This window comes from Anatilimnocola aggregata (genome assembly GCF_007747655.1).
GTDB classification, from domain to species: Bacteria; Planctomycetota; Planctomycetia; order Pirellulales; family Pirellulaceae; genus Anatilimnocola; species Anatilimnocola aggregata.
The window spans coordinates 6048104-6068285 of sequence record NZ_CP036274.1; the positions used below are offsets into that span (position 1 = coordinate 6048104).

Sequence of the window (20182 nt, forward strand, 5' to 3'; positions counted from 1 at the left end):
CGGGTCCCAGGAAGAGTCGAGTCATGGCCAAATTGTTGCCTGCAAGTGACACGCAAGCTTTTCTGGATTCTTTGCAAACTAGTCAACTTTTGTCATCCGAGGCGATGGCTAAGGTCCGCGAGCAGTTCGGCTCGGTCGAGGATGCCAAGATTGCGGCTCGGGATCTGGTCAAGGCTGGCACAATCACGCGGTGGCAAGCGGGCCAATTGCTGCATCAATTCACAGGCCTTGTGGTTGGAAATTACAAGTTGCTGGATCAGTTGGGCGTGGGCGAAATGGGCCGGGTCTACCTGGCCGAGCATGTAAAAATGCAGCAGAAAGTGGCCCTCAAGGTGCTCGCGCGGAAGCATACCGCGCAGCCAAACGTACTCCGGCGCATTTTAGCCGAAGCCCGCCGCGTAGCCGCAATTGAACATCCGCACATCAGCCACATTCAAGATGTAAACCAGGACGGTGAACGGTATTTCATCGTGCTGGAATATGTCGACGGCATAGACTTGCAGCGACAAGTGGAACAAAAGGGAAAGCTTTCCGCTGCCCAGGCTTGGAACTTCATACGCCAGGCAGCGACGGGACTGGCTCACGCTCACAGCAAAAAAGTTGTTCACGGCGGCCTGAAACCCTCGAATCTGCTGACCGACGCCAATGGCACGGTCAAGATTTTGGACTTTGGTCTCGCTCAACTGGCAGTCGGCGAGGCCAGCGACAACAACGACTCAGTCGACCAGGTTGCAGCGAACGCCAAACTCTACCGCGCACCAGAAGCCGCCAAGCAACCCGCAAGCGCAACCGGCGACATGTATGCCCTGGGTGCCTCGCTCTACTTCTTGCTTACCGGCAAAGCTCCCGCAGCTGGCCCGCAATCGCCAGAGCAACTAACGAAATTGGCGCCAGAAACACCGGCCAACCTGGTCGAGCTATGCAGCCGACTTATGTCTGAATCGCCGGCTAACCGTCCGCAAAACGATCAACAGTTGATGGCAGCCATTGAGACTGCCAAGCCGGGAAGTACCGGTGCGAAATCACCGGCCAAAGAAGTGGCTGCAAAAACCCCGGCACCAAAGCCATCGGCAAATCTACCGAGCGCAAAGGCCAAGTCCGACGATCTCGTCGCGGCCAAGGCTCCGCCACCACGAACCAAGAAGCCGGTTACCGCCAAGGCATTGCCGGCTGACGATGACAGCTCACCCGTAATTTCTGCCGCTGCATCACCAACGGAAACCGCTCCCAGCGACACTCCGTTTTCCGGCTTCGCCATTCAAGCTGGTGGTAAAGCGAAGGCTGCGGCAAAGTCAGGCTCTATGCCGGCCATCACCGCTGCCCCACCGCCACCGAAGAAGGAAAAGGCATCGGCTGCAGCAGAGAAAGCCGAAAAACCAGCCGCGACCGAAAAGGGAACTACCAAGGCTGCTAAGGCCGCAAAACCTGCGAAGACCAAAGAAGGTGGCAAGTCGAATCTGCCCCTGATCCTGGCCGGTGGAATCGGCGGCGGCGTGCTCGCGCTGGGCTTAATCATCGGACTCGTCATGTTCCTGATGGGTGGCAAGGGAGACGACGCCGTCGTCGCCAAAGCTGACCCGGATAAGGAAGTGACTGCTGAGGCGGCTGGTACCGAATCGAATGGTGAAACAAATCCTGGGGGCGAAGCAAATCCAGATGTGAGTGGTGAAGCTAATCCTGCTATCGCTGTCGAAGCCAATCCGGCTGTGACAACACCCAACGCTGGCGAAGCCAACCCAGTTGCTCCAGCCGCCGAAGTGAAGCCCGTCGATCCGGCCAAGACAGAGCCCGCCGTCCCCGCACCAACGGCTGAAACAAAGCCCGCTGAGGCACCACCAGCAACGCCCATGGTCGCGTCGGTCGATCCAAAACCAGAGCCCGAAGCGAAGCCGGAGCCAAAAACACCGCCAAAGACCACACCTAAGCCAACACCCAAACCAACCCCCAAGCCGGCTCCTCCCGCGAGTCCATTTGCTGGCTTTTCGCCGGCGGTTGCGTTGCCCAAAGTTGTCACTGACATGACGGAACCGCCCGCTGAAATGTTGGTGCCTGTCGTGTTGGCCCCCTGCAAGGTTCCCGACGAAAACACGGTAATTATCGCTTCGATTCGTGGCGGAGAAACCGCCTACAGCAAGGGGAAGATGAAGTTCACGCTCGAATCGGCCAACGGCGGTACTTCGCTCCGCGATTGGGAGTTTAAGGTCGGTGGAGAATTGACTGAGATGCCGGTGGTGATTGCCACCATGGCGGCCAAGAGCGATCAGCTGACGTTTCAATGGACTGCGGAAGCTGCGAAGCATCCCGCTGCTCCCTATCTTTGCAATTGCGCGATCGAATTAACTGCCGGCAACGGCAAAGCTGTTGTAGCCCTGCGCGAGTCTTCGACGGTCGAACCCATTGCCATTACGATCGATAAACGCAGCCAACCTGCCAAATTCACGATTGACCTTCCTCCCGACCCCAAACAGCTGATGTTCGAGATCACCGCCGTCGAAGGGGATGTGCCCAAGGTGAAATATGACAGCAAAGAGCTTGTGGCAGACAAATCAACAACCTTCTTCTGGGTCGGAAATGTAGAAACCGAAATGCCCCTCGGAATGAAGATCGACACGACAATTCAGAATGGCAAAACGATTCAAGTCATCAGCTTGCCACATTTCAAGCTGGAAGGGGTCAACACCCGCCCCGAGCCGTATGAGAAGAAGAAGTTGCAGGGACTCGATCAAAATATCAGCCAACAGCTGCAATTTGCCACGGGTGCACTCACTCAGGCAGCAGGGATCAAGGATAAAAAACAAAAAGAGACGATCACTCTGCAGGCGACCCAAGCTCTTGAGCCACTGCAAAAAGCTAAGGCTCAGCTTGAGCAATTGGCTAATCTGGCGAAGGGGTTGCAGTCGAACGGTAAAATCCATTTCCGCATTTATTTGAACGCAGATGACTCGAAAGTCGAATTGATGAATTCGGGCGGCGGCGCAGGCGTACCCGCAGCTCCCGCCGGTGGTGGCGGGGTCAACAACAAGGCCAAGCTGTAAGGTCGACTTCGGTTTCTTGCTTCCTGCCAAATTGACAAGGCAGGGGGTCGTTTGCCAGCAAGCATCGGTTTAATGAGGACCGGCTTGCAGCGCAAAGTCTTTTGTGGCAATACCTTGCCAGCATCTTTCTGGCCGTGGCACAGCCCTTGCATTAATGGGCCGCATCTGCGGCGGAACTGCCAAATTGGGCCCGGGTCGTGTTTTCGACCCTGAAACGGATGATCCCAGTTTGGCAATCTCGCAGCTGCCCCTTTTACGAAACATTCGGCCGCTGCCAACTGTTAAGCTGGGTCGCGGCCTTCTGGTATTCAGCAAATTAGTTTTCCGTATATCGGCAACAGGAGAATTCCATCGTGGCAAAGCAAATGGTCTTCGATGACGACGCTCGTCAGCCTCTTTTGGCGGGCGTTTCGAAGCTGGCTCGGGCAGTGCGCAGCACGCTCGGCCCCCGCGGTCGTAACGCGGTGCTCGACAAAGGTTGGGGTTCACCCAAGGTGACAAAGGACGGCGTGACCGTTGCTGAAGACATCGAACTCGACGATCCGTACGAAAATCTGGGCGCACAACTGGTCAAAGAAGCCGCCAGCAAGACCAACGAAGTCGCCGGCGATGGCACGACGACGGCCACCGTGCTGTCGGAAGCAATCTTCCGCGAAGGTTTGAAGATGATCGCCGCCGGTTACGACCCGATGGCTCTCTCGCGCGGCATCGCCAAAGCGGCCGAAGCTGTTTGCGATGAGATCTATGCGATCGCCACCCCGATCAGCGAAAAGAACAAGAAGGAATTGCAGCAGATCGCTACGATTGCTGGCAATAACGACCCAACCATCGGGTCTGTGCTCGCCGACGCCTTCCTCAAGGTTGGCAAAGACGGCGTAATCACGATCGAAGAAGGTCGCGGTGCTGAGACGACCGTCGAAGTCGTCGAAGGTATGCAATTCGATCGCGGCTTCCTCTCTCCCCACTTCGTCACCAATCAGGACGAAGTCGCGGTCGAGCTCGAAAACTGCTACGTGCTGTTGTACGAAGAAAAGATCTCGAACAACAAGAAGCTGATTCCCTTGCTCGAAGCCATCAGCAAGGCCAACAAGCCATTGTTGATCGTGGCTGAGGACGTCGAAGGCGAGGCTCTAGCCACACTCGTCGTCAACAAACTGCGCGGCATTCTGCAAGTTTGTGCCGTCAAGGCCCCCGGTTACGGCGATCGTCGCAAGGCGATCCTCGGCGACATCGGCGTGCTGACCGCTGCCACCCCGATCTTCAAGGATCTGGGCATTGAATTGGAAAGCGTCAAGATTTCGGACCTCGGCTTCGCCAAAAAGGTGAAGATCACTTCCGAAAACACCGTCTTCGTCGGTGGCAAAGGAACGAAGCAACAAATCGAAGCTCGGGCCGAACAAATCCGCCGTGAGATCGGTGTCACCGATAGCGAATACGATCGCGAAAAGCTGCAAGAACGCCTGGCCAAACTGGCCGGTGGTGTGGCTCAGATCAGCTGCGGTGCTGCGACCGAAACCGAAATGAAGGAGCGTAAGTGGCTGCTCGAAGACGGCAAGAATGCCGTGCAAGCCGCGCTCGAAAGTGGCATCGTCCCTGGTGGTGGTGTGGCCCTCATCCGCGCCGAGAAGTCGATCGACAAGCTTAAGCTTGAAGGCGACGAGAAGATGGGCGGCCAGATCATTCGCAACGTGCTCGATCAGCCATTGCGAGCAATCGCTCAGAACGCCGGCCTTGATGGCGCGGTGGTCGTCAATCGCGTTCGCCAGCTGAAAAGCAAGACTGAAGGCTACAACGCCGACACCAACCAGTACGGCGACATGCTCAAGTTCGGTGTGATCGACCCAGCTAAGGTCGTGGCAACCGCGCTGAAGAACGCGGCCAGCGTCGCGGCTTTGCTGCTCACCACCGAAGCTCTCATCACCGAAATGCCTAAGGAAGGTGGCGACGACGATCATCACGATCATCACGACCACGGTGGAATGGGCGGCGGCATGGGAGGTATGGGTGGCATGGACATGGGTGGTATGGGCGGCATGATGTAAGCAATCGCTTACAAAGTGCTCTGCTTGATTTCGCTCGAATGTCAGTCAATCAAATACAAATTCACACGACTCAGTAGAAGGAATACACACATGGCCAAGTTGAAGATCCGTCCTCTCGACGACAGAGTGGTTGTCAGCCCCCTCGAAGCTGAACAGCGGACTGCTGGCGGTATCGTGCTGCCCGATTCGGCAAAAGAACGACCCCAGCGGGGCACGGTTGTCGCAGTCGGTCCAGGCAAGCTGCTCGATAGTGGCAAGCGGGCTGAACTGGCGGTTGCCGTCGGCGATCAGGTCATTTACGGCAAGTACGGCGGCACCGATATCGAAGTCGGTGGCGACGATGTCAAGGTGCTCCGGGAGAGCGACATCTTGGCGAAGGTCGTCGAGTAAGGTTGCTTCTGAAATAACCGCCGCGGGCGCAGCCCTTGAAGCTCCGCCTGCCCATCCCCCTTCCGCAAATCATTCATCACACGTTAGAGGCCTGTAGTCGTGGCAAAACAACTGTTATTCGACGATCTCGCTCGTGCTCGCATGCTCGCGGGCGTCGACAAGCTCGCTAATGCCGTCGCGGTCACCATGGGACCGACCGGTAAGAACGTCATCATCGACAAGTCGTTCGGTGGCCCAACCGTCACCAAGGACGGCGTGACGGTCGCTAAAGAAATCGAACTCGAAGACCGCTTCGAAAACATGGGAGCCAAGCTGGTGGTCGAAGTCGCTCAAAAGACTTCGGACCTGGCCGGTGACGGCACCACGACGGCCACCGTGCTCGCGCGGGCCATTTTCAAAGAAGGCCTTCGCAGCGTCGTCGCCGGGAGCAATCCCACTGGCATTCGCCGCGGCATTGATAAGGCTGTGGAAGCTGCAACTGCCAAACTGGTCTCTATGGCCAAGAAGGTCACCAGCAAGGAAGAAGTCGCCAGCGTCGGTGCGATTTCGGCCAACAACGATCAGGCCATCGGCGACCTCCTCGCCGAAGCCCTGCATCGCGTCGGTAAAGACGGCGTGATCACGGTCGAAGAAGGCAAGACTGCTGATACCAAGGTCGACTACGTCGACGGCATGCAGTTCGATAAGGGCTTTGTCTCGCCCTACTTCATCAACCGCCATGCGTCGATGGATTGTTTACTCGAAGACGCTCTGATCCTCATTCACGAGAAGAAGATCAGCAACTTACGCGACCTGGTGCCGATCCTCGAAAAGGTCAGCTCGACCGGCAAGCCACTGCTGATCATCGCCGAAGATGTCGATGCCGAAGCACTCACCCTGCTCGTCGTCAACAAGCTCCGCGGCGTGCTGAACGTCTGTGCCGTCAAGGCTCCAGGCTTTGGCGATCGCCGTAAGGCGATGCTGGGCGATATCGCAGTTCTCACCGGCGGTACGCTGATCAGCGATGATCTTGGTTTGCAACTCGAAGCTCTGTCGCTCGAACACCTGGGTCGCGCCAAAAAGGTCTCGGTTGATAAAAGCAACACGACGATCGTCGAAGGTGCCGGCAAGCGGAACGACATCGACAAGCGTGTGCAGCAAATCAAGAACCAGATGAACCAGACCGAAAGCGAGTACGACAAGGAGAAGTTCCAAGAGCGTCTCGCCAAGCTCGCTGGCGGTGTGGCTGTCATCTCGGTCGGTGCCGAAACCGAAGCCGACATGAAGCAAAAGAAGGCCCGAGTCGAAGATGCGTTGCATGCCACGCGTGCCGCTCTCGAAGAAGGCATTCTCCCTGGTGGTGGTGTCGCTCTGCTTCGTTGCTCGGACGTGGTCGAAAAGCTCGTCGACACGCTCAAGGGTGACGAAAGCGTGGGTGCCAGCATTATTCTGCATGCTCTCTCTTCGCCCATGCGGACGATTGTCGACAACGGGGGCCGAGATGGCTCGGTTGTTTGCGACGAAGTGCTGCAAAAGCCCGTTAATATCGGCTACAACGCCCTGACCGGCGAGTATGTCGATATGTACAAGGCTGGCGTCATCGATCCGGTGAAGGTCGTGCGAACTGCTCTCGGCAATGCCGCGAGCATCGCTGCTCTCCTCCTCACCACCGAAGCGCTGGTGACCAACCTCGACAAGGACGACAAGGCCAAGCGGTCGGTCGAAGGTTCGATTCGCTAGTATCTCTCTGAGCCGGAAGCGTTAGCGCCCGGAGATCAACGAGTAACGACGACGAATCCTCCGGGCGCTGACGCCTCCGGCTCAGGTTCACGGTTATGACACGGGCCACTTCGAAAAGAGGTGGCCCCTTTTTTGGAGCAAACGGGCGAGTACCAAACTTGCTGGGCAACCTACAATTGCCGAGGCAAGCAAGTCACATCCCTTTGCACGAAGAATTATGGCGACGATGGCCAAGCGCGATTACTACGAAGTGCTGAGCATCAAGCGCGAGGCGTCCGAAAAGGAAATTGCCACCGCGTATCGCAAGCTCGCGCTCAAATATCACCCCGATACGAATCCAGGCGATCCGGATTCGATGGAAAAATTCAAAGAAGCGGCCGAAGCCTACGAAGTGCTGGCCGATGCCGAGAAGCGAGCTCGCTACGATCGGTTCGGTCATGCCGGCGGTGATCAGTTCGGTTCGCAGTTTCAAGATGCCGACGACATCATGGATGCGTTTGGCAGCATCTTTGGCGACCTGTTTGGTGGCAGTGGCGGTGGTCGCCGCTCGCGTCGTGCCCGGGCCGGCGCGAACTTGCGGGCCGATGTCAAACTCACGCTGGAAGAAGCAGCCCGCGGTGTGAGCAAGACGGTGGATTTTGCCCGCAGCAAAGTTTGCGAGACTTGCAAAGGGGGCGGCAGCAAACCGGGCTCCTCGAAAACAATGTGCCGCTACTGCGCCGGTCATGGTCAGGTGGTGCAATCAGCCGGCTTTGTCCGCGTGCAGACGACGTGTCCCCAATGCCGCGGTGCGGGCTCCGTCATTACCGAACCATGCACCGATTGTCGCGGCAATGGTTATGTCCAAGAGCGGACCAAGCTCGATGTGGCAATTCCCGCCGGCATCGACGATGGGATGCGCGTTCGTATTCCCGGTCAGGGTGAACCAAGTCCCGAAGGAGGACCGCCGGGCGACTTATTCTGCTTTATCAGCGTCAAAAAGCACAAGCTGTTCGAGCGCGAGGGGGTGCATCTCATTTTGCGTATGCCGATCACGTTCAGCCAATCTGCACTGGGTGCAACGATCGAAGTTCCCACGCTCGATGGTCCACACGATTTGAAGATTCCCGCGGGCACTGAAGCGGGCGAGGTCTTCCGCGTGCGTGGCAAGGGTTTGGCCGATCCTCGCGGCGGCAGCGGCAAAGGCGATCTGCACGTGCAGACTTACATCGAAGTGCCGAAAAAGCTCACCGCCCGTCAGCGCGAACTGCTGCAGGAGTTGGCAGAACTCGAACATGCGAATGTGACACCCCACCGCAAGACATTTTTCGAAACCATCAAGGAGTATTTCAGTCCGCCGACTGCTCCGAGCAAGAAGACCGAGGAATGATCGATGTCAGCCGAAACTGAAAAACCAACTACCGACTCGTCCGAAGACACAGTACACAATCCGCTGTTCTCTTCGGGGCCCGAAGCCAAAATCGACCAGCTGCAAGCCGAGCTCAAAAAGGCTCAGGACGAATTACTTCGTCAGCAAGCGGAGTTCGAGAATTTTCGCAAGCGCAAGGCGCGCGAAATGGAAGAAGAGCGGAAATACACGATTCTCCCCTTCGCCCGCGATCTGCTCCCCGTCGTCGACAATCTGGAGCGGGCCTTAGATGCCGCAGCCCAAAGTGGCGACACGACCTCGCTGCGCGATGGGGTGAAGATGGTCTCGGCTCAACTAATGAATGTTCTGGCCCAGCACCATTGCGAGCGAATCCCTGGCGTTGGTGCGGAATTCGACCCCAACTATCATCAGGCCATTGCGCAGGAAGCGACCAGCGAATACGCCGCCGGCACCGTTAGCCGCGAAGCGCAGGTAGGCTATAAGTTGTACGACCGCGTCGTGCGCCCTGCTCAGGTCTTTGTTTCCACCGGCCCCGCATCGTAACGAACGCTCAGCGAGATTCGAACCAATGCCCACCTACGATTACGAATGCGATGCCTGCGGACACAAGGAAGAAGTCTTTCAAAGCTTCAGCGATCCGCTGATCGAAAAGTGCCCGAAGTGCAAAAAGAAGAAGTTCCGCCGCCTGTTCGGCGCTGGTGCAGCGGTGATGTTTAAGGGAACCGGCTTCTACACCACCGACTATCGCAGCGACTCGTACAAGAAGGCAGCTTCGGCTGATTCCAAGCCGGCTGAATCCTCTGGCGGCTCCTCAGATAGTTCGACCAAGAGCGAAACAAAGCCCGCAACACCTGCACCTAAATCCGATTCTTCCTCGTCCGGTTCCAGTGGCGGTAGTTCGGGTAGCACAGGTTCCGGCGGCAAGCCCAAGAAGAACTAACCGGTCAAACGAATGAGCATCATCGTCTGCAGTGTGTGCGAACGAGTCTTCGATACGGCGACATCGACCGCGATGCCGTTTTGCTCGGAACGCTGCAAGACGATTGACTTGGGCCGCTGGTTGGGCGAAAAGTACAGCGTGCCTTACGAGCGGACCGAAGACGACGAGGAAGAAGATTCTCCTCCACCGCGCGGTCGAACCAGTGGCGAAGATTAAGCCATCTTCACCGCAGAGTCCGCCACTGCCCAGGGCAATTGCGCGATCGGCCCGCTCGCTCCTATCTTCGCTACCATGGCAATGAGAATGGTGCCGAAGCGAGTCTCCTGCACGTTGTTCAAGTCGAGTTCAACGTCCAGCAGCCACAAGTCCTCGTCGGTGGTTGCCAGCGGCAATTTCCGGCGGCGATACGGACGGTAGTGATCGTCGCGCAGAAGGCCATAGATTTCCGCGTAGGCGGGGTCTTCGCTCCCCTCCTCATAAAGCTCGCCCAAGCTGCTTGCCAACTTGGCGAGCGCATCAATTGAATACTCGCTTGTCGGACGAAACGTTCCCAAGGCCAGCGCGTGCTTCTGATCCGGACCGATGATGATGCCATGGGCGAGCAGGGGCTGATAGAGGCCGGGTTGCTGATCGGGATTCTCTCGCATTCCGGTAAATGGTTCGAAGGTCAGGAATGACCAGAGGCATTTCAGGCCATCGCGGGCCCAGCGAATGCTGACCAGCATGATTACGCCCGCGATCAGCAGAATGCCCCAGCCGAATAGACAGAGGGCAAAGGAGTTACCCAGTTCGTCCCGCACCGCCTCCGAGGCCGGATGACGGACAAATTGCACCCAATTTTGCCGGAACAGTTCGTCGTTGACTTGGATCGAGTCGTTGGCAGCCATGATGTTTTATGGAGGTTGGATGTCGCGGTCGGTTGCGATTGTTCTATGATAGAGTTCGCATCCAAGCCGGCAGTTTTATCGGACTGATCTTATGCACAACCTGGAAGAGATTCCAGAAATTCGCGGGCTCGATAGCCGCAGCGGCCTGATCCGTATTCCACACGAAATGGACGTGCCGATCACACCGCGAGTTAGGCAGTTAATCGATACTGCGGAATTCCATCGTCTCACGCGAGTTAGTCAACTGGGGCTGGTCTCGCTCGTCTATCCGGCCGCCCATCACACGCGGTTTGAACATTCGTTAGGCGTTTATCGCAACGCGCTCCTGTATCTTCGTCAGCTATCGGCCGACGAGCGCTTTCGCGCAGCGATCAAGACCGAAGATGGCGAGCTGTTGATTGTGGCAGCGCTGCTGCACGATTTGGGACACTGGCCTTTCTGTCACCCCATCGAAGACATGAAACTGCCGAGCGTCCCCTCGCACGAGATGTTTGCCAACAGCTTTCTGCTCGAAGGAGAAGTTGCCGATTGCTTGCGCGACGATTGGGGCATTCAGCCGCGCGATGTGACAACCATTCTTTCCGAGAAACCGCGCGACACGCGCCAGCGGATATTGAAAAGCCTCATGTCTGGGCCGATCGACATCGACAAGATGGACTACCTGCCGCGCGACAGTTTGCACGCCGGCGTTCCGTATGGCCGCAACTTCGACGCTCAGCGACTGATCGGGAGCCTTTGCCTAAACCAGGCTGGTGATGGTCTGGCACTGACCGACAAGGGGCGAACAGCAGCCGAGATGATGGTCTTCGCGCGGTACGTCATGTTCAGCGAGGTCTATTGGCATCACACCGTTCGCTCGGCGACTGCGATGCTCCAGCGAGGCTTCTATTTGCTGCATGGCGAACTCGATCTCGATGCTCTCTTTCGCATGGCCGAGCCGGCGTTCATCCAACACGTGCTGACCGCCTCCGAGCGCCATCCTGCTGCCGACCTGTTCGGCGGACTGTTTGGCCCGACACGCCGACTCTACAAACGAATTGCCGAGTTCAGCTTCTTTCAGAAGCGACCTTATTACGAGCAATTTGCCCGTCGGCCCTACACGTGGCTGGCGGTATGTAGCGATCATCTGGCAGAGATATTAAGTCAGCAGATTGCTCGCCGAGTGGCACCGCACGAGATTTTATTCGACGCGCCGCCGGTCAAGCGCGAAGTCGAGTTCAATGTCGAGATCCACTTTGCCAAAGAGAATACTTACCGCACGCTGGGGGAAGTATCTCCCGTGGTGAAAACGCTTGCGCAAAGCCAGTTCGACGATTACGTCAAGCGCGTCCGCATCTTCGTTCACCCACGCTTGCAAGAGGATTTGCGGCAGCAAGACTCGCTCGATACAGCCCTCGATGAAACACTGCGGCGGATGGCTTGAGCCATTAGAAGAACTTTGTGCCCGTGCTGGTCTTGGTATCGCGGGCAGGGGAACTGTTATTGCCGGGAACCTGAATGACCACCGCATGTTCGTTGCGCTGCAATTGCCGAACGAGCACTGCATCGGCAGCGATGGCCTGTAGTTGAAAAGGCCGCCGCGGCGAGATTCGCAGACCAGTTGAGAGCGAAACTCCAGGCCGATCTTCAGCGGGCAAGAGCTGCAGTGTTGCCTCCATGAGCGAGTCGAGCGGGGCATCGCCAGCCAGAAACACGGGCTGACCTGCGGCCAGCGCCCAGAGAAGTTTCTCGCAAACAGAATCGTCGAGTGTTGCCGTGAGCACTTGCTTGCCGTCACCCGAGTTGCTCGACGAACGGCCAACAAGTGAGAACGTGTCGAGCGATTCGGGCGGTTCCCGTCGCGGTTGCGTACGCCCCGCGCTCCGAAAGGCACGTAGGATGGTAAATGGATTGAACTGAAATGGTTCGAGCGCTTCGTGTGGCAGAATGAACGAATGTGTATAGACCCGACCGCCCGCGCGGCCGCTGTACTCGCTGCCTGCCAGCTGCGTGTAACCAATGCAGACCAGTTCACCTTCGAGCGGATGCACATTCACACTGGTGCGACCGAGGCGAGTTTCGAGCGAATCGTGCGCGGGCCCCCAATTGCTCAACTGCTGGGCGAGGTCGTCGTCGATGCCGCTGCTGCGCGAGGCAAGTTGATATCCGGCCATGCGCTCGCCGCGCAGGCTGGTGAAGATCGCTTGTTCCACGCGGAAGGTCATGAGGAATTACTTTCCAGCGAGCTACTTTGCCTAGGTAGCCCGACGCATCAGCGCGGGAGATTCGCCGATAACATCGTGCTTCAGTTCACCCTCGCTGACGCGTCGGGCTACGTGGGGAACTACCGTGCCACTTCTTCCAGCAGCCAGTGGAAGGGCTCGACCACGCCGCGCGGCTCGATTCGCAGCGGGACGTGAACCCGGCCGCGACCTTCGAGCCGGTAGCCACAGGCACCGGCCACTCCCGCAGCGAAGAAGGCATGCCGTTTCAACCGTTCACGACATTGCACGTATAAGCCTGGCGTATGACGTCGGGCAAATTGCTGCGGATCGTCAAAGCAGTGATCGCACTGATCGGCCTTGGTGAAGACGAGCGCGACGGCTTTGCTCGCCCAGCCCGTTTTCTTATCGGCTTGCAGTTCGCACAAGTAGCTGAGCAGCTTCATCGCGCGAAAATCCTCGTCCGCTTCACCGGCCTGACAGCGGAGCGCGTCGATCAGCACGAGTACGCCCGAGCACTTGCCCAGGAAAGCCCGAATCACCGGGTAAGTATTGGGATGGTCGATCTCTTCCAACAGCGCTTCTCCAGCCAGGTCGGGAAGAATCAATTCCACGGGCTTCAGTTTTTTGCGAAGAATTTGACAATGGACCCAGTTCCAGCGATCCGGTTCGTTCGGCGTCTTGGCAGGAAACTCACAGCGGGCCAGCGCGGCCATTGTTCGCTCTTGCAAGCCAATCGAGAACGCTCCCCGCGCAAGAAGTTGCAGGTCGTCGCGCCCCTTCGAGAGCATATCGGCCAGCATGCCGAGGTACACCGTCTTGCCTGCGCCAGATGAACCGATCGCCGCGACCATCCGTGGATGAATCTTCTGCGAGTTGGCTTGATGGACGAGTGCCATTGGCGCATAGCAATGTCGGCAAAGCTCTGCATCGAAGTTGTTGCCGCCGCCGCAAATGTAACAGGGGCACGAGACCGTGTACTGAGCCAGGCGATAGGAATCGAGTTCGAGTTGTCCGGTCGCTCTCATGCGGCGGCCTCCTGTTCTTCGGTCTCAGACGAATTTTGATAACTGGCGACGTCGCAGAAGCCGACGGCGCAACGAAACCCAATGTTGTGTTTGCGGGCCAGCGGGCTTTCGCCGCTTTGAAAGTGCAGATGACATTGCGAATCGAAGTAAGTGTCGAACGCGCCGCCGCGGATGCTGCGCATCGGCGTCGCCGTTTCGATCTTCAAATTAGCCAGATCCCACACTCCAAAGCTGGTGCTGGTCCACTCCCACACGTTGCCAACCAACTCTTGCACCCCACCCACACTCGCCCCGAGTGGGCGGCCGAACGTGCTGGTGGTATCGTCACGGCCGCTGCCCCAAACATGAACCAGCGAACGATCCAGCGCATCGCCCCACGGGTAACGCCGCTGTTGGGGCGGGGCTCCGTCGGCGACGACAGGCCAAGCGCCGGCCTTGACCCACTCGGGATCCGTAGCCAGACGCTTGCCCGCCCAACGGGCATAGGCGGCCGCTTCATACCAACAAATGCCGACCACCGGATGTTGTCGCTTCTCGTCGGTTGGGTGGCCATGCTTCCAATAACGAGGCCCCGAGAGGCCGCTTGAATCGACGAAGCCGAGTACTGCGGGCCAGATCGTGGCATCCCACAAGTTCATCTGCTCGTAGCCGCCGTCCTGGACAAAGCGAAGATAGGCTTCGTTCGTCACGGGGTAGCGATCGAGAAAGTAGCCGTCGACATCGACCGTCCGCTCATTGCGTGCGAGTTCATCTTCGTCCATATCTTCGAAGCGACGGGGCCGCATAATTACGGGACCGCCGGGAACGCACGACATGTTCGCATCGAGTGCTTGTTCTGCGGCGTACAGTTGATCGGGCTGCAAATTGTTGGCAATCTGCGGCCTGAGAAGCAGCGAATAGCGACCTGCTGCCAGCATCTTCTGGACGAGATCACCTTCTGGTTCGGCATCGCGTTCTGCAGCGGCCATCAAACTGGTGAAGGAAGCAGTCGCATCGGTCGAAGAACCATTCGCCCCTGACTTGCGCCCATAACGATTCCACGCCAGGTAGCCCAGTCCAGCCACCGCGCCCGAGGCACCTGCGGCCCACTGCTCGCTCTGCCAGGCAAGTGCCAGACATGCGGGGACAGATGCGCCAGCCGCCCACGTGGGCCAACTCACGGGCAAATTGTGCAGAATCTTTGAATTCAAAGCCACACTCATTGGCAACTCCATGCGGGGTACCAGGAACTATTTCTTCTTCCGCCGCTGGGCAACATCTTTTTGCAGGCGGGCGAACTGAGCCATTACAGAGTTCACAACGGGGTCAGCAGGCTGAGCATCGGCACCAGTGCTTTGAGGTGCTGTGGCATTCGGCACCGCCGCAGTGACCTGCGGACCTGTCGGTGCCAATGCACGTTCGAATGGCTGGCTCTTGCGGCTGAGCGACGAGAGTTGACTCTCAATGACCGACTTGAGTTGCCGCAGTTCGTCGGAAACATCGTCATGCTGCTGCGCAAGTTGATCCTGCTGATCGGCAACCACTTCTTGCAGTTCGCAGGCCCGCGTACGGACAAGTTCCAACTCTGTTTCCAGGCGATCGCGTTCTCGCAGGACTTCGCCATGCGATTTTTCTAGCGACCGCTGTTCTTGCCGCAGCGCTTCGAGTTGCTGCTGCATGTCGCTAAGTTGTTGCGGCAATACACTCCCCGCACTGTGATCGGCGGAGACGACAGAGACTCGTCCCACGGCATCGGCCAATTCGGTGCGAGTCGACAGTACATCCTGCCGCACAGCGTCGAGTTGCGAGAGGACGGTCAACCAGGAATCGTCGGAATTGCCGTTGTTGGCCGCAATGTTTCCATCGGCAGTGAAGACAGGCGCTCGGTTTTCCAAGTCGCGAATGCGCAAGAGCAACTGTTCGCGCTCGGTCAAGGCTAGCGATAGCTGCTGCGCTGTGGTCTCGCGATATCGCTCTTCCCGTTCATTGGCAGCTAGTCGCTCTTGCTCAATCTGCCCTCGTAACTGCTGCAGTTCCCCAATCGCTGCATCAAGCCGAGCCTCTTGATGTTCGAGTTGATGCGTCAGCCGCCCACTCTCTTTCCGCTGCTCGGCCAATTGCCGGCCGCGTTCGGCCAGCCGAGAACGCGCGTCGTCGACCTCTGCCATCTTCAGCTGCAATTGATCGCGAAGCTGTTCGACATCGGCAAAGACGTCATTCATCAAGCGGTCGAAGGAGGTAAACTCTTCGCGCAGTTGCAGCGCAACCGCCCGCAAGGGTTCGCCAGCTGCCGGCTGAAAATTGGAAATTGCCACGATCGGCCTATCTCAGGGCTATGGACGAAGCGGCGGCCAGCAGGCAGCAGCGACTTCCGAAAACGAGATGAGATCAACTAGAAAAGGTGCGGCTCTAGTCCGCAACTGAAACGTAGGTCAAAAAATGACCTGACGCCAAAGAACTGGCGGCGAAAGTCAGACCGACGGCGAGAGTAGATGCCTTTGGCAGGCCGAGAAATTGCTTTCGTTGGGTTGTTCGGATTGCATGACATTCACGTCGCGCACCGGGGATCGCCTATTCCGAAGATTCGGGCTGCCAGAGACCTGCCGAGATTTCCTCACTGGCGCTCATCACGCCAGCGACCTTTTTTAAGCCCGCTAATTGGGCGGCAGAGCACGTGCCGGAAATGACGCCCGTTACCGGCAGCACGCGTTCAACCTTGAGCCCCTTCGACTCCAATGTTTGGGCTAACTCTTGGATGCGGCCAAGCGCCTCATCCGTCACGGTGATTACGACCGATTTGTCAGCTGGGGGCATGTCCATCCTCCGACATGAAGTTCTGCGGCGAGTCACTCTATATTCTAGGGAGCAATGCCCGACAGGGGAAATCTTCACGTCGGAGTGAATGTTGACCCAGCCTATTGCTGCGGTGCCTGGATCAACCCCGCACCGACATCTGCCGACGCGGCACTCAAGGGCAGAGCGTTCTGAACCAGTCGATTCCACAAGGCAGCTCCCGTGTCGCCAGTTGCCTGCGACCAAAGGGCCGCGATGCCAGCCACATGCGGCGCTGCCATGCTGGTTCCCGGCAGTTTTTCATGTCCGCTGCGATAGCTGGAAAACACGGCAACGCCGGGAGCGGCAATATTCACGATCCCGCCGATACCCACCACGGTGCTGCTGCGAGCCGAGAAGGGGGCGATTCGCAGGTTTGAGTCGACCGCACCAACAGCCACCGAATTGCGCGCATTGGCAGGAGGCTCCACGAAGCCCACATTTCCCGGCCGCTGAGCATTGTTGCCAGCCGCACATACCACCAGCGTACCAGCCGTCGCAGCGCGCTTAATCGCCACTTCAAATTGGTCGACCTTCTGATTCAGGGGAAACCCGAGCGACAACGATGCCACACGGCAACCCTTGCTAACTGCCCATTCAATGCCCGCAATCACGACACCTGTTGGCGCTTGAGGCCGGGCCGCATTATTAAAGACCTTTCCCACGTGCAGATGGGCCGCGTGGGCAACACCGTAACGCCGCACACCTGACGCTGGAGTTCGAGCACCGCAGGCGGTTCCTGCGCAATGCGTACCATGTCCGTTAACGTCGTGTACAGAAATTCCGGCCATGAACGAACGACTGACAATTGCTCGCCCTGCAAAATCTGGATGCGCCATATTCAGGCCAGTATCCAGAATCGCGATCTTAATGCCTTGGCCATCATGGGGAGTTGTATCGACCTTCGTCGCTTGTAGTCCCCAAGTGAACTGGGCTGTATCTGCAAACGATGCAGCCGCCAGTGAAGCTGACAAGTCACTGCCAAAAAACTCTTCATCACCCGCCAGTAACTGATCGCACAACTGATTAACGCCCGATCGGTAGCCGCGAATGTAATCGAGCGAGAGACCACCCGGCATTGGATTCATCGCATAGGCGATATACTCGGGCTCGACTCTTAAGATCGGGCTATTCGTATCGGTTGTCGATGCACTCAGCCGCGTTGCTGCGTCTAAACCCGATACAACGGCCATTCCCAGATGTTCGAAGTGGATCGTCGCCGCATTATCGAGCGATTGCGCCGCAGTGGCACCATCCTCGAAATCGGCTGAGGAAGCCATCGCGCTCAAACCGGCCTTGTTGCTCAATGTGTTCCTGATCGATGCCGCGCTGTCTCCGCCATCCTTAAAGATAACGATATATCGGCCGGTGGTTTGCACGTCAGAATTGCCGAGGCTGGTATCGGCAGGTGGCGGCAACGAAACCGGTGGGGCCTGACTCACGCGGGCGGGTCGGACTGCTTTCTTCTTCGCCATGATGCACCTCACTGATTGAAAGTAGGGCCGTCGAGGGCCAAGCAATACTACTGACTCACGGAGGCAAACAACGGCCCCCTTTGACCGGGGGCCAATATAACCTTGTCATAACACTCGTCAAGCTGCGAAAGATAGTATTGCGGCGCAAATATTATAGATATTTATGCCTACTGCCAGCTGATATGACAATGATTGTCAGTCACTATGGTAATAATAGCTGGAAGTGCTGTTTGACGATCTTACTATTAGCGTGACATCGTTGCGTGCATTTCATGAAGAGCATGAAGCGCAATTTGATTTTTGGTCACGGCGGGCACAAGAATAGAGGGCAGCCTGCGATCGACTTCCCTGACGGCGATCTCAGTCCTGCGGCGCGTCGACGGCGTGCTTCAGCAGGTCTTCGATATCGACAAATTCCAGGGCCGAGATGTGGGTCGCGGCCAACACCACCGGCGGAGCAACGCCCGCTTCGAGGGCTTCCTTCCAACGTTCGACACACAAGCACCAACGACTATCGGGCTGCAGTCCCGGAAAGTGATAGTCGGGGTTCGGCGTCGAGAGATCATTCCCCGCCTCATAAGAAAACTCGAGGAAGTCCTCGGTCATTTGGGCGCAGACCAGGTGCAGGCCCATGTCGTCGACACCCGTCTCGCACTTGCCGGTTCGGAAGAAGCCGGTGCGAGGAGACATGCAGCAGACCTGCAATGGTCCGCCGAGAACATTCTTGGGGCCCGCCATGAGCAACTCTCGTCCTTGATCGAGGAAACTAACTCAACAAGTTGCGACAAAAATAAAGCCGGCTGATGGTCAAACCAGCCGGCTGTTTGCTTGCAAGATGATCTCGAGGTGCTTAGTTCCACCACAGGTTATTGGTCGTCGCCGATTTGGCTTTGGCTCTGGTCTCACCGACCGACGCCTTCACTTCGGTCTTGTCGGCAATTTCCCACGAGTTGATGGCCACACCACCCGAAGCCGTGATGATCCAATTATTGCCGCGCTTGAGCGCGCTGCTTTGGGTCGCAACTTTCTTTGGAGCAGGGAAGCTTTCGATTCCCATCTTGGCCGAAGAGAGTTCCGGCAGTTCGCACTTGGCTTTGGCGGGCAGGTTTTCTTTGGTGATGAGGGCAGCGACCACGCACATGTCCATGATGTTGCGGAGTTCACCAAAGACTGGTTCTTTCACTGCCAGGTCTTCGTACTTAGCAGTGAACTGATCGCTCCACTTCTGGGCGACAGGATTGACCTTACCGGTCCCCTTTACGGTGCCAGCGGCGTTATCGACGAATTCGTCTTCGGTCATTACCTTCACGCCGGTACCACGCAACTCCCAAGCCAGGCCATCTTCACTGCGGCCCAGAGGTTCGTAATTGCAGGCCATCCACCAGCGGGGCATCATGTTATCGAGTTTGCCGGGAATCATGTCGATAAAGCTGGCCAGGCCGCGCACGGGCGACTTGTCGAGCTTCATGCCGATGCGCTTCATTTTGTAGTCGGCTGCAACCAACACGCGGGCGAAGTGCGAAGTATCGGGCACGCCACTGACGGTGATCTGTTGGTTGCCCATTGCCTTCTCGATGCCATCGAGCACGGCTGGGTTGTATTGGCGCTGAGTGCTCATGTATTGTTCGAAGCGTTGACGACCTTCAGCAGTCGGGTCGATCGAGCAGGAGATGCCACCCTTGCGAGCTTCTTCCACGGTGCGGAAGGCAACCAGCAGGTCTTCCAGGCTGAGGACCGGGCGACCCGTTGTCACGCCGACCACATTTCCCTTGCCATCCAGTTCCCAGCCTTCACCAGGACCAGCGAGGACGATGTCGTTCTGTTCGGGATAGAGAAGCACGTACTGAATGCGCTGAATACCGGCGAGATACTTGATTTCGTCCGGCAACTGGGCGACTTGATTCTTATCCGAATCGCGCAGGGCTGCGTTGACCGCCTTGAGTGAGATCTTCCGGAGTTCAACGGGCTTGTTCAACTCGCCCGGAGCCGCGCGAAAGGCCTGCCCCATTCCTTCGTTCAGCACTTGCAAGCTGAGGTCGGTCGCGTTGTCGAGCACTCCCTCGACATTGATCGAAACACCACCCACCGCGCTGCTGCGGCCGATGTTATTGCCCGCGTTGGCCACGCTGCAACAGAGCGCAAAAACCAGCAATACTCGCCACAACCGATTACGACGCGACATGAAGTCACTCCTCATCAAGATCAGTAAAGCCAGACGCGGAGTCTCTCTGTTCCGAAAGAAGTGCGTGCCGGCCCGACAAAACGACACACAACAAAGCCCCTGA

General features: G+C 57.5%; 18 protein-coding genes. 9 read left to right on the top strand and 9 right to left on the bottom strand.

Going from position 1 to position 20182, the window contains the following annotated elements:
- Positions 1-23: 23 nt before the first annotated feature.
- From ETAA8_RS22785 to ETAA8_RS22820, 8 genes are all read left to right on the top strand, one after another.
- Positions 24-3035: a serine/threonine-protein kinase gene (locus tag ETAA8_RS22785; protein WP_145093785.1), complete on the top strand. Its 3012-nt coding sequence runs from the start codon at positions 24-26 to the stop codon at positions 3033-3035.
- Positions 3036-3388: 353 nt separating this feature from the next.
- A complete protein-coding gene (gene groL / locus ETAA8_RS22790) occupies positions 3389-5077 on the top strand; it encodes a chaperonin GroEL (RefSeq protein ID WP_145093788.1) in 1689 nt (562 codons plus the stop codon).
- Between the two features lie 90 nt (positions 5078-5167).
- Positions 5168-5467 carry a co-chaperone GroES gene (locus ETAA8_RS22795; protein WP_145093791.1) on the top strand — a complete coding sequence of 100 codons (300 nt, stop codon included), beginning with the start codon at positions 5168-5170 and terminating at the stop codon, positions 5465-5467.
- 99 nt (positions 5468-5566) lie between these two features.
- Complete coding sequence (gene groL, locus ETAA8_RS22800; protein ID WP_145093794.1) at positions 5567-7186, top strand: chaperonin GroEL; 1620 nt, start codon at positions 5567-5569, stop codon at positions 7184-7186.
- A 217-nt stretch (positions 7187-7403) separates the two neighbouring features.
- The gene (dnaJ, locus tag ETAA8_RS22805; RefSeq protein WP_145093797.1) at positions 7404-8555 is read left to right on the top strand and encodes a molecular chaperone DnaJ; all 1152 of its coding nucleotides are present in this window, start codon (positions 7404-7406) and stop codon (positions 8553-8555) included.
- 3 nt (positions 8556-8558) lie between these two features.
- On the top strand, positions 8559-9098 hold the full coding sequence (gene grpE, locus ETAA8_RS22810; protein WP_145093800.1) for a nucleotide exchange factor GrpE: 540 nt from the start codon (positions 8559-8561) through the stop codon (positions 9096-9098).
- Between the two features lie 25 nt (positions 9099-9123).
- The gene (locus tag ETAA8_RS22815) at positions 9124-9495 is read left to right on the top strand and encodes an FmdB family zinc ribbon protein (RefSeq protein ID WP_145093803.1); all 372 of its coding nucleotides are present in this window, start codon (positions 9124-9126) and stop codon (positions 9493-9495) included.
- A gap of 12 nt (positions 9496-9507) precedes the next feature.
- Positions 9508-9711, top strand: coding sequence for a DNA gyrase inhibitor YacG (locus ETAA8_RS22820; RefSeq protein WP_145093806.1), 204 nt, complete (start codon positions 9508-9510; stop codon positions 9709-9711).
- Here the strand turns inward: ETAA8_RS22820 and ETAA8_RS22825 are convergent.
- Complete coding sequence (locus tag ETAA8_RS22825) at positions 9708-10382, bottom strand: hypothetical protein (RefSeq protein WP_145093809.1); 675 nt, start codon at positions 10380-10382, stop codon at positions 9708-9710. The genes ETAA8_RS22820 and ETAA8_RS22825 overlap by 4 nt on opposite strands.
- Positions 10383-10473: 91 nt before the next feature.
- On the opposite strand from ETAA8_RS22825, the gene ETAA8_RS22830 reads away from it, so the two are divergent.
- Entirely contained in the window at positions 10474-11805 is a 1332-nt protein-coding gene (locus ETAA8_RS22830) for an HD domain-containing protein (RefSeq protein WP_145093810.1), read from the top strand.
- Positions 11806-11809: 4 nt separating this feature from the next.
- Here ETAA8_RS22830 and ETAA8_RS22835 read toward each other — a convergent pair whose 3' ends face one another.
- The 8 genes from ETAA8_RS22835 to ETAA8_RS22870 form a co-directional block, all read right to left on the bottom strand.
- Positions 11810-12586 carry a GAP1-N2 domain-containing protein gene (locus ETAA8_RS22835; RefSeq protein WP_145093813.1) on the bottom strand — a complete coding sequence of 259 codons (777 nt, stop codon included), beginning with the start codon at positions 12584-12586 and terminating at the stop codon, positions 11810-11812.
- 119 nt (positions 12587-12705) lie between these two features.
- Entirely contained in the window at positions 12706-13611 is a 906-nt protein-coding gene (locus tag ETAA8_RS22840) for a TRAFAC clade GTPase domain-containing protein (protein ID WP_145093816.1), read from the bottom strand.
- Positions 13608-14813 carry a formylglycine-generating enzyme family protein gene (locus tag ETAA8_RS22845; RefSeq protein ID WP_202921206.1) on the bottom strand — a complete coding sequence of 402 codons (1206 nt, stop codon included), beginning with the start codon at positions 14811-14813 and terminating at the stop codon, positions 13608-13610. Before ETAA8_RS22845 ends, ETAA8_RS22840 begins: the two co-directional genes overlap by 4 nt.
- Before the next feature lie 27 nt (positions 14814-14840).
- A complete protein-coding gene (locus ETAA8_RS22850) occupies positions 14841-15905 on the bottom strand; it encodes a coiled-coil domain-containing protein (protein WP_145093822.1) in 1065 nt (354 codons plus the stop codon).
- Between the two features lie 256 nt (positions 15906-16161).
- Positions 16162-16404 carry a hypothetical protein gene (locus ETAA8_RS22855; RefSeq protein ID WP_145093824.1) on the bottom strand — a complete coding sequence of 81 codons (243 nt, stop codon included), beginning with the start codon at positions 16402-16404 and terminating at the stop codon, positions 16162-16164.
- 101 nt (positions 16405-16505) lie between these two features.
- Complete coding sequence (locus ETAA8_RS22860) at positions 16506-17897, bottom strand: S8 family serine peptidase (RefSeq protein ID WP_145093827.1); 1392 nt, start codon at positions 17895-17897, stop codon at positions 16506-16508.
- Between the two features lie 360 nt (positions 17898-18257).
- Positions 18258-18635 (bottom strand): DUF2237 family protein, encoded by a 378-nt coding sequence (locus ETAA8_RS22865; protein WP_145093830.1) that lies wholly within the window; start codon positions 18633-18635, stop codon positions 18258-18260.
- 112 nt (positions 18636-18747) lie between these two features.
- Entirely contained in the window at positions 18748-20079 is a 1332-nt protein-coding gene (locus ETAA8_RS22870) for a DUF1598 domain-containing protein (RefSeq protein WP_202921207.1), read from the bottom strand.
- Positions 20080-20182: the final 103 nt, after the last annotated feature.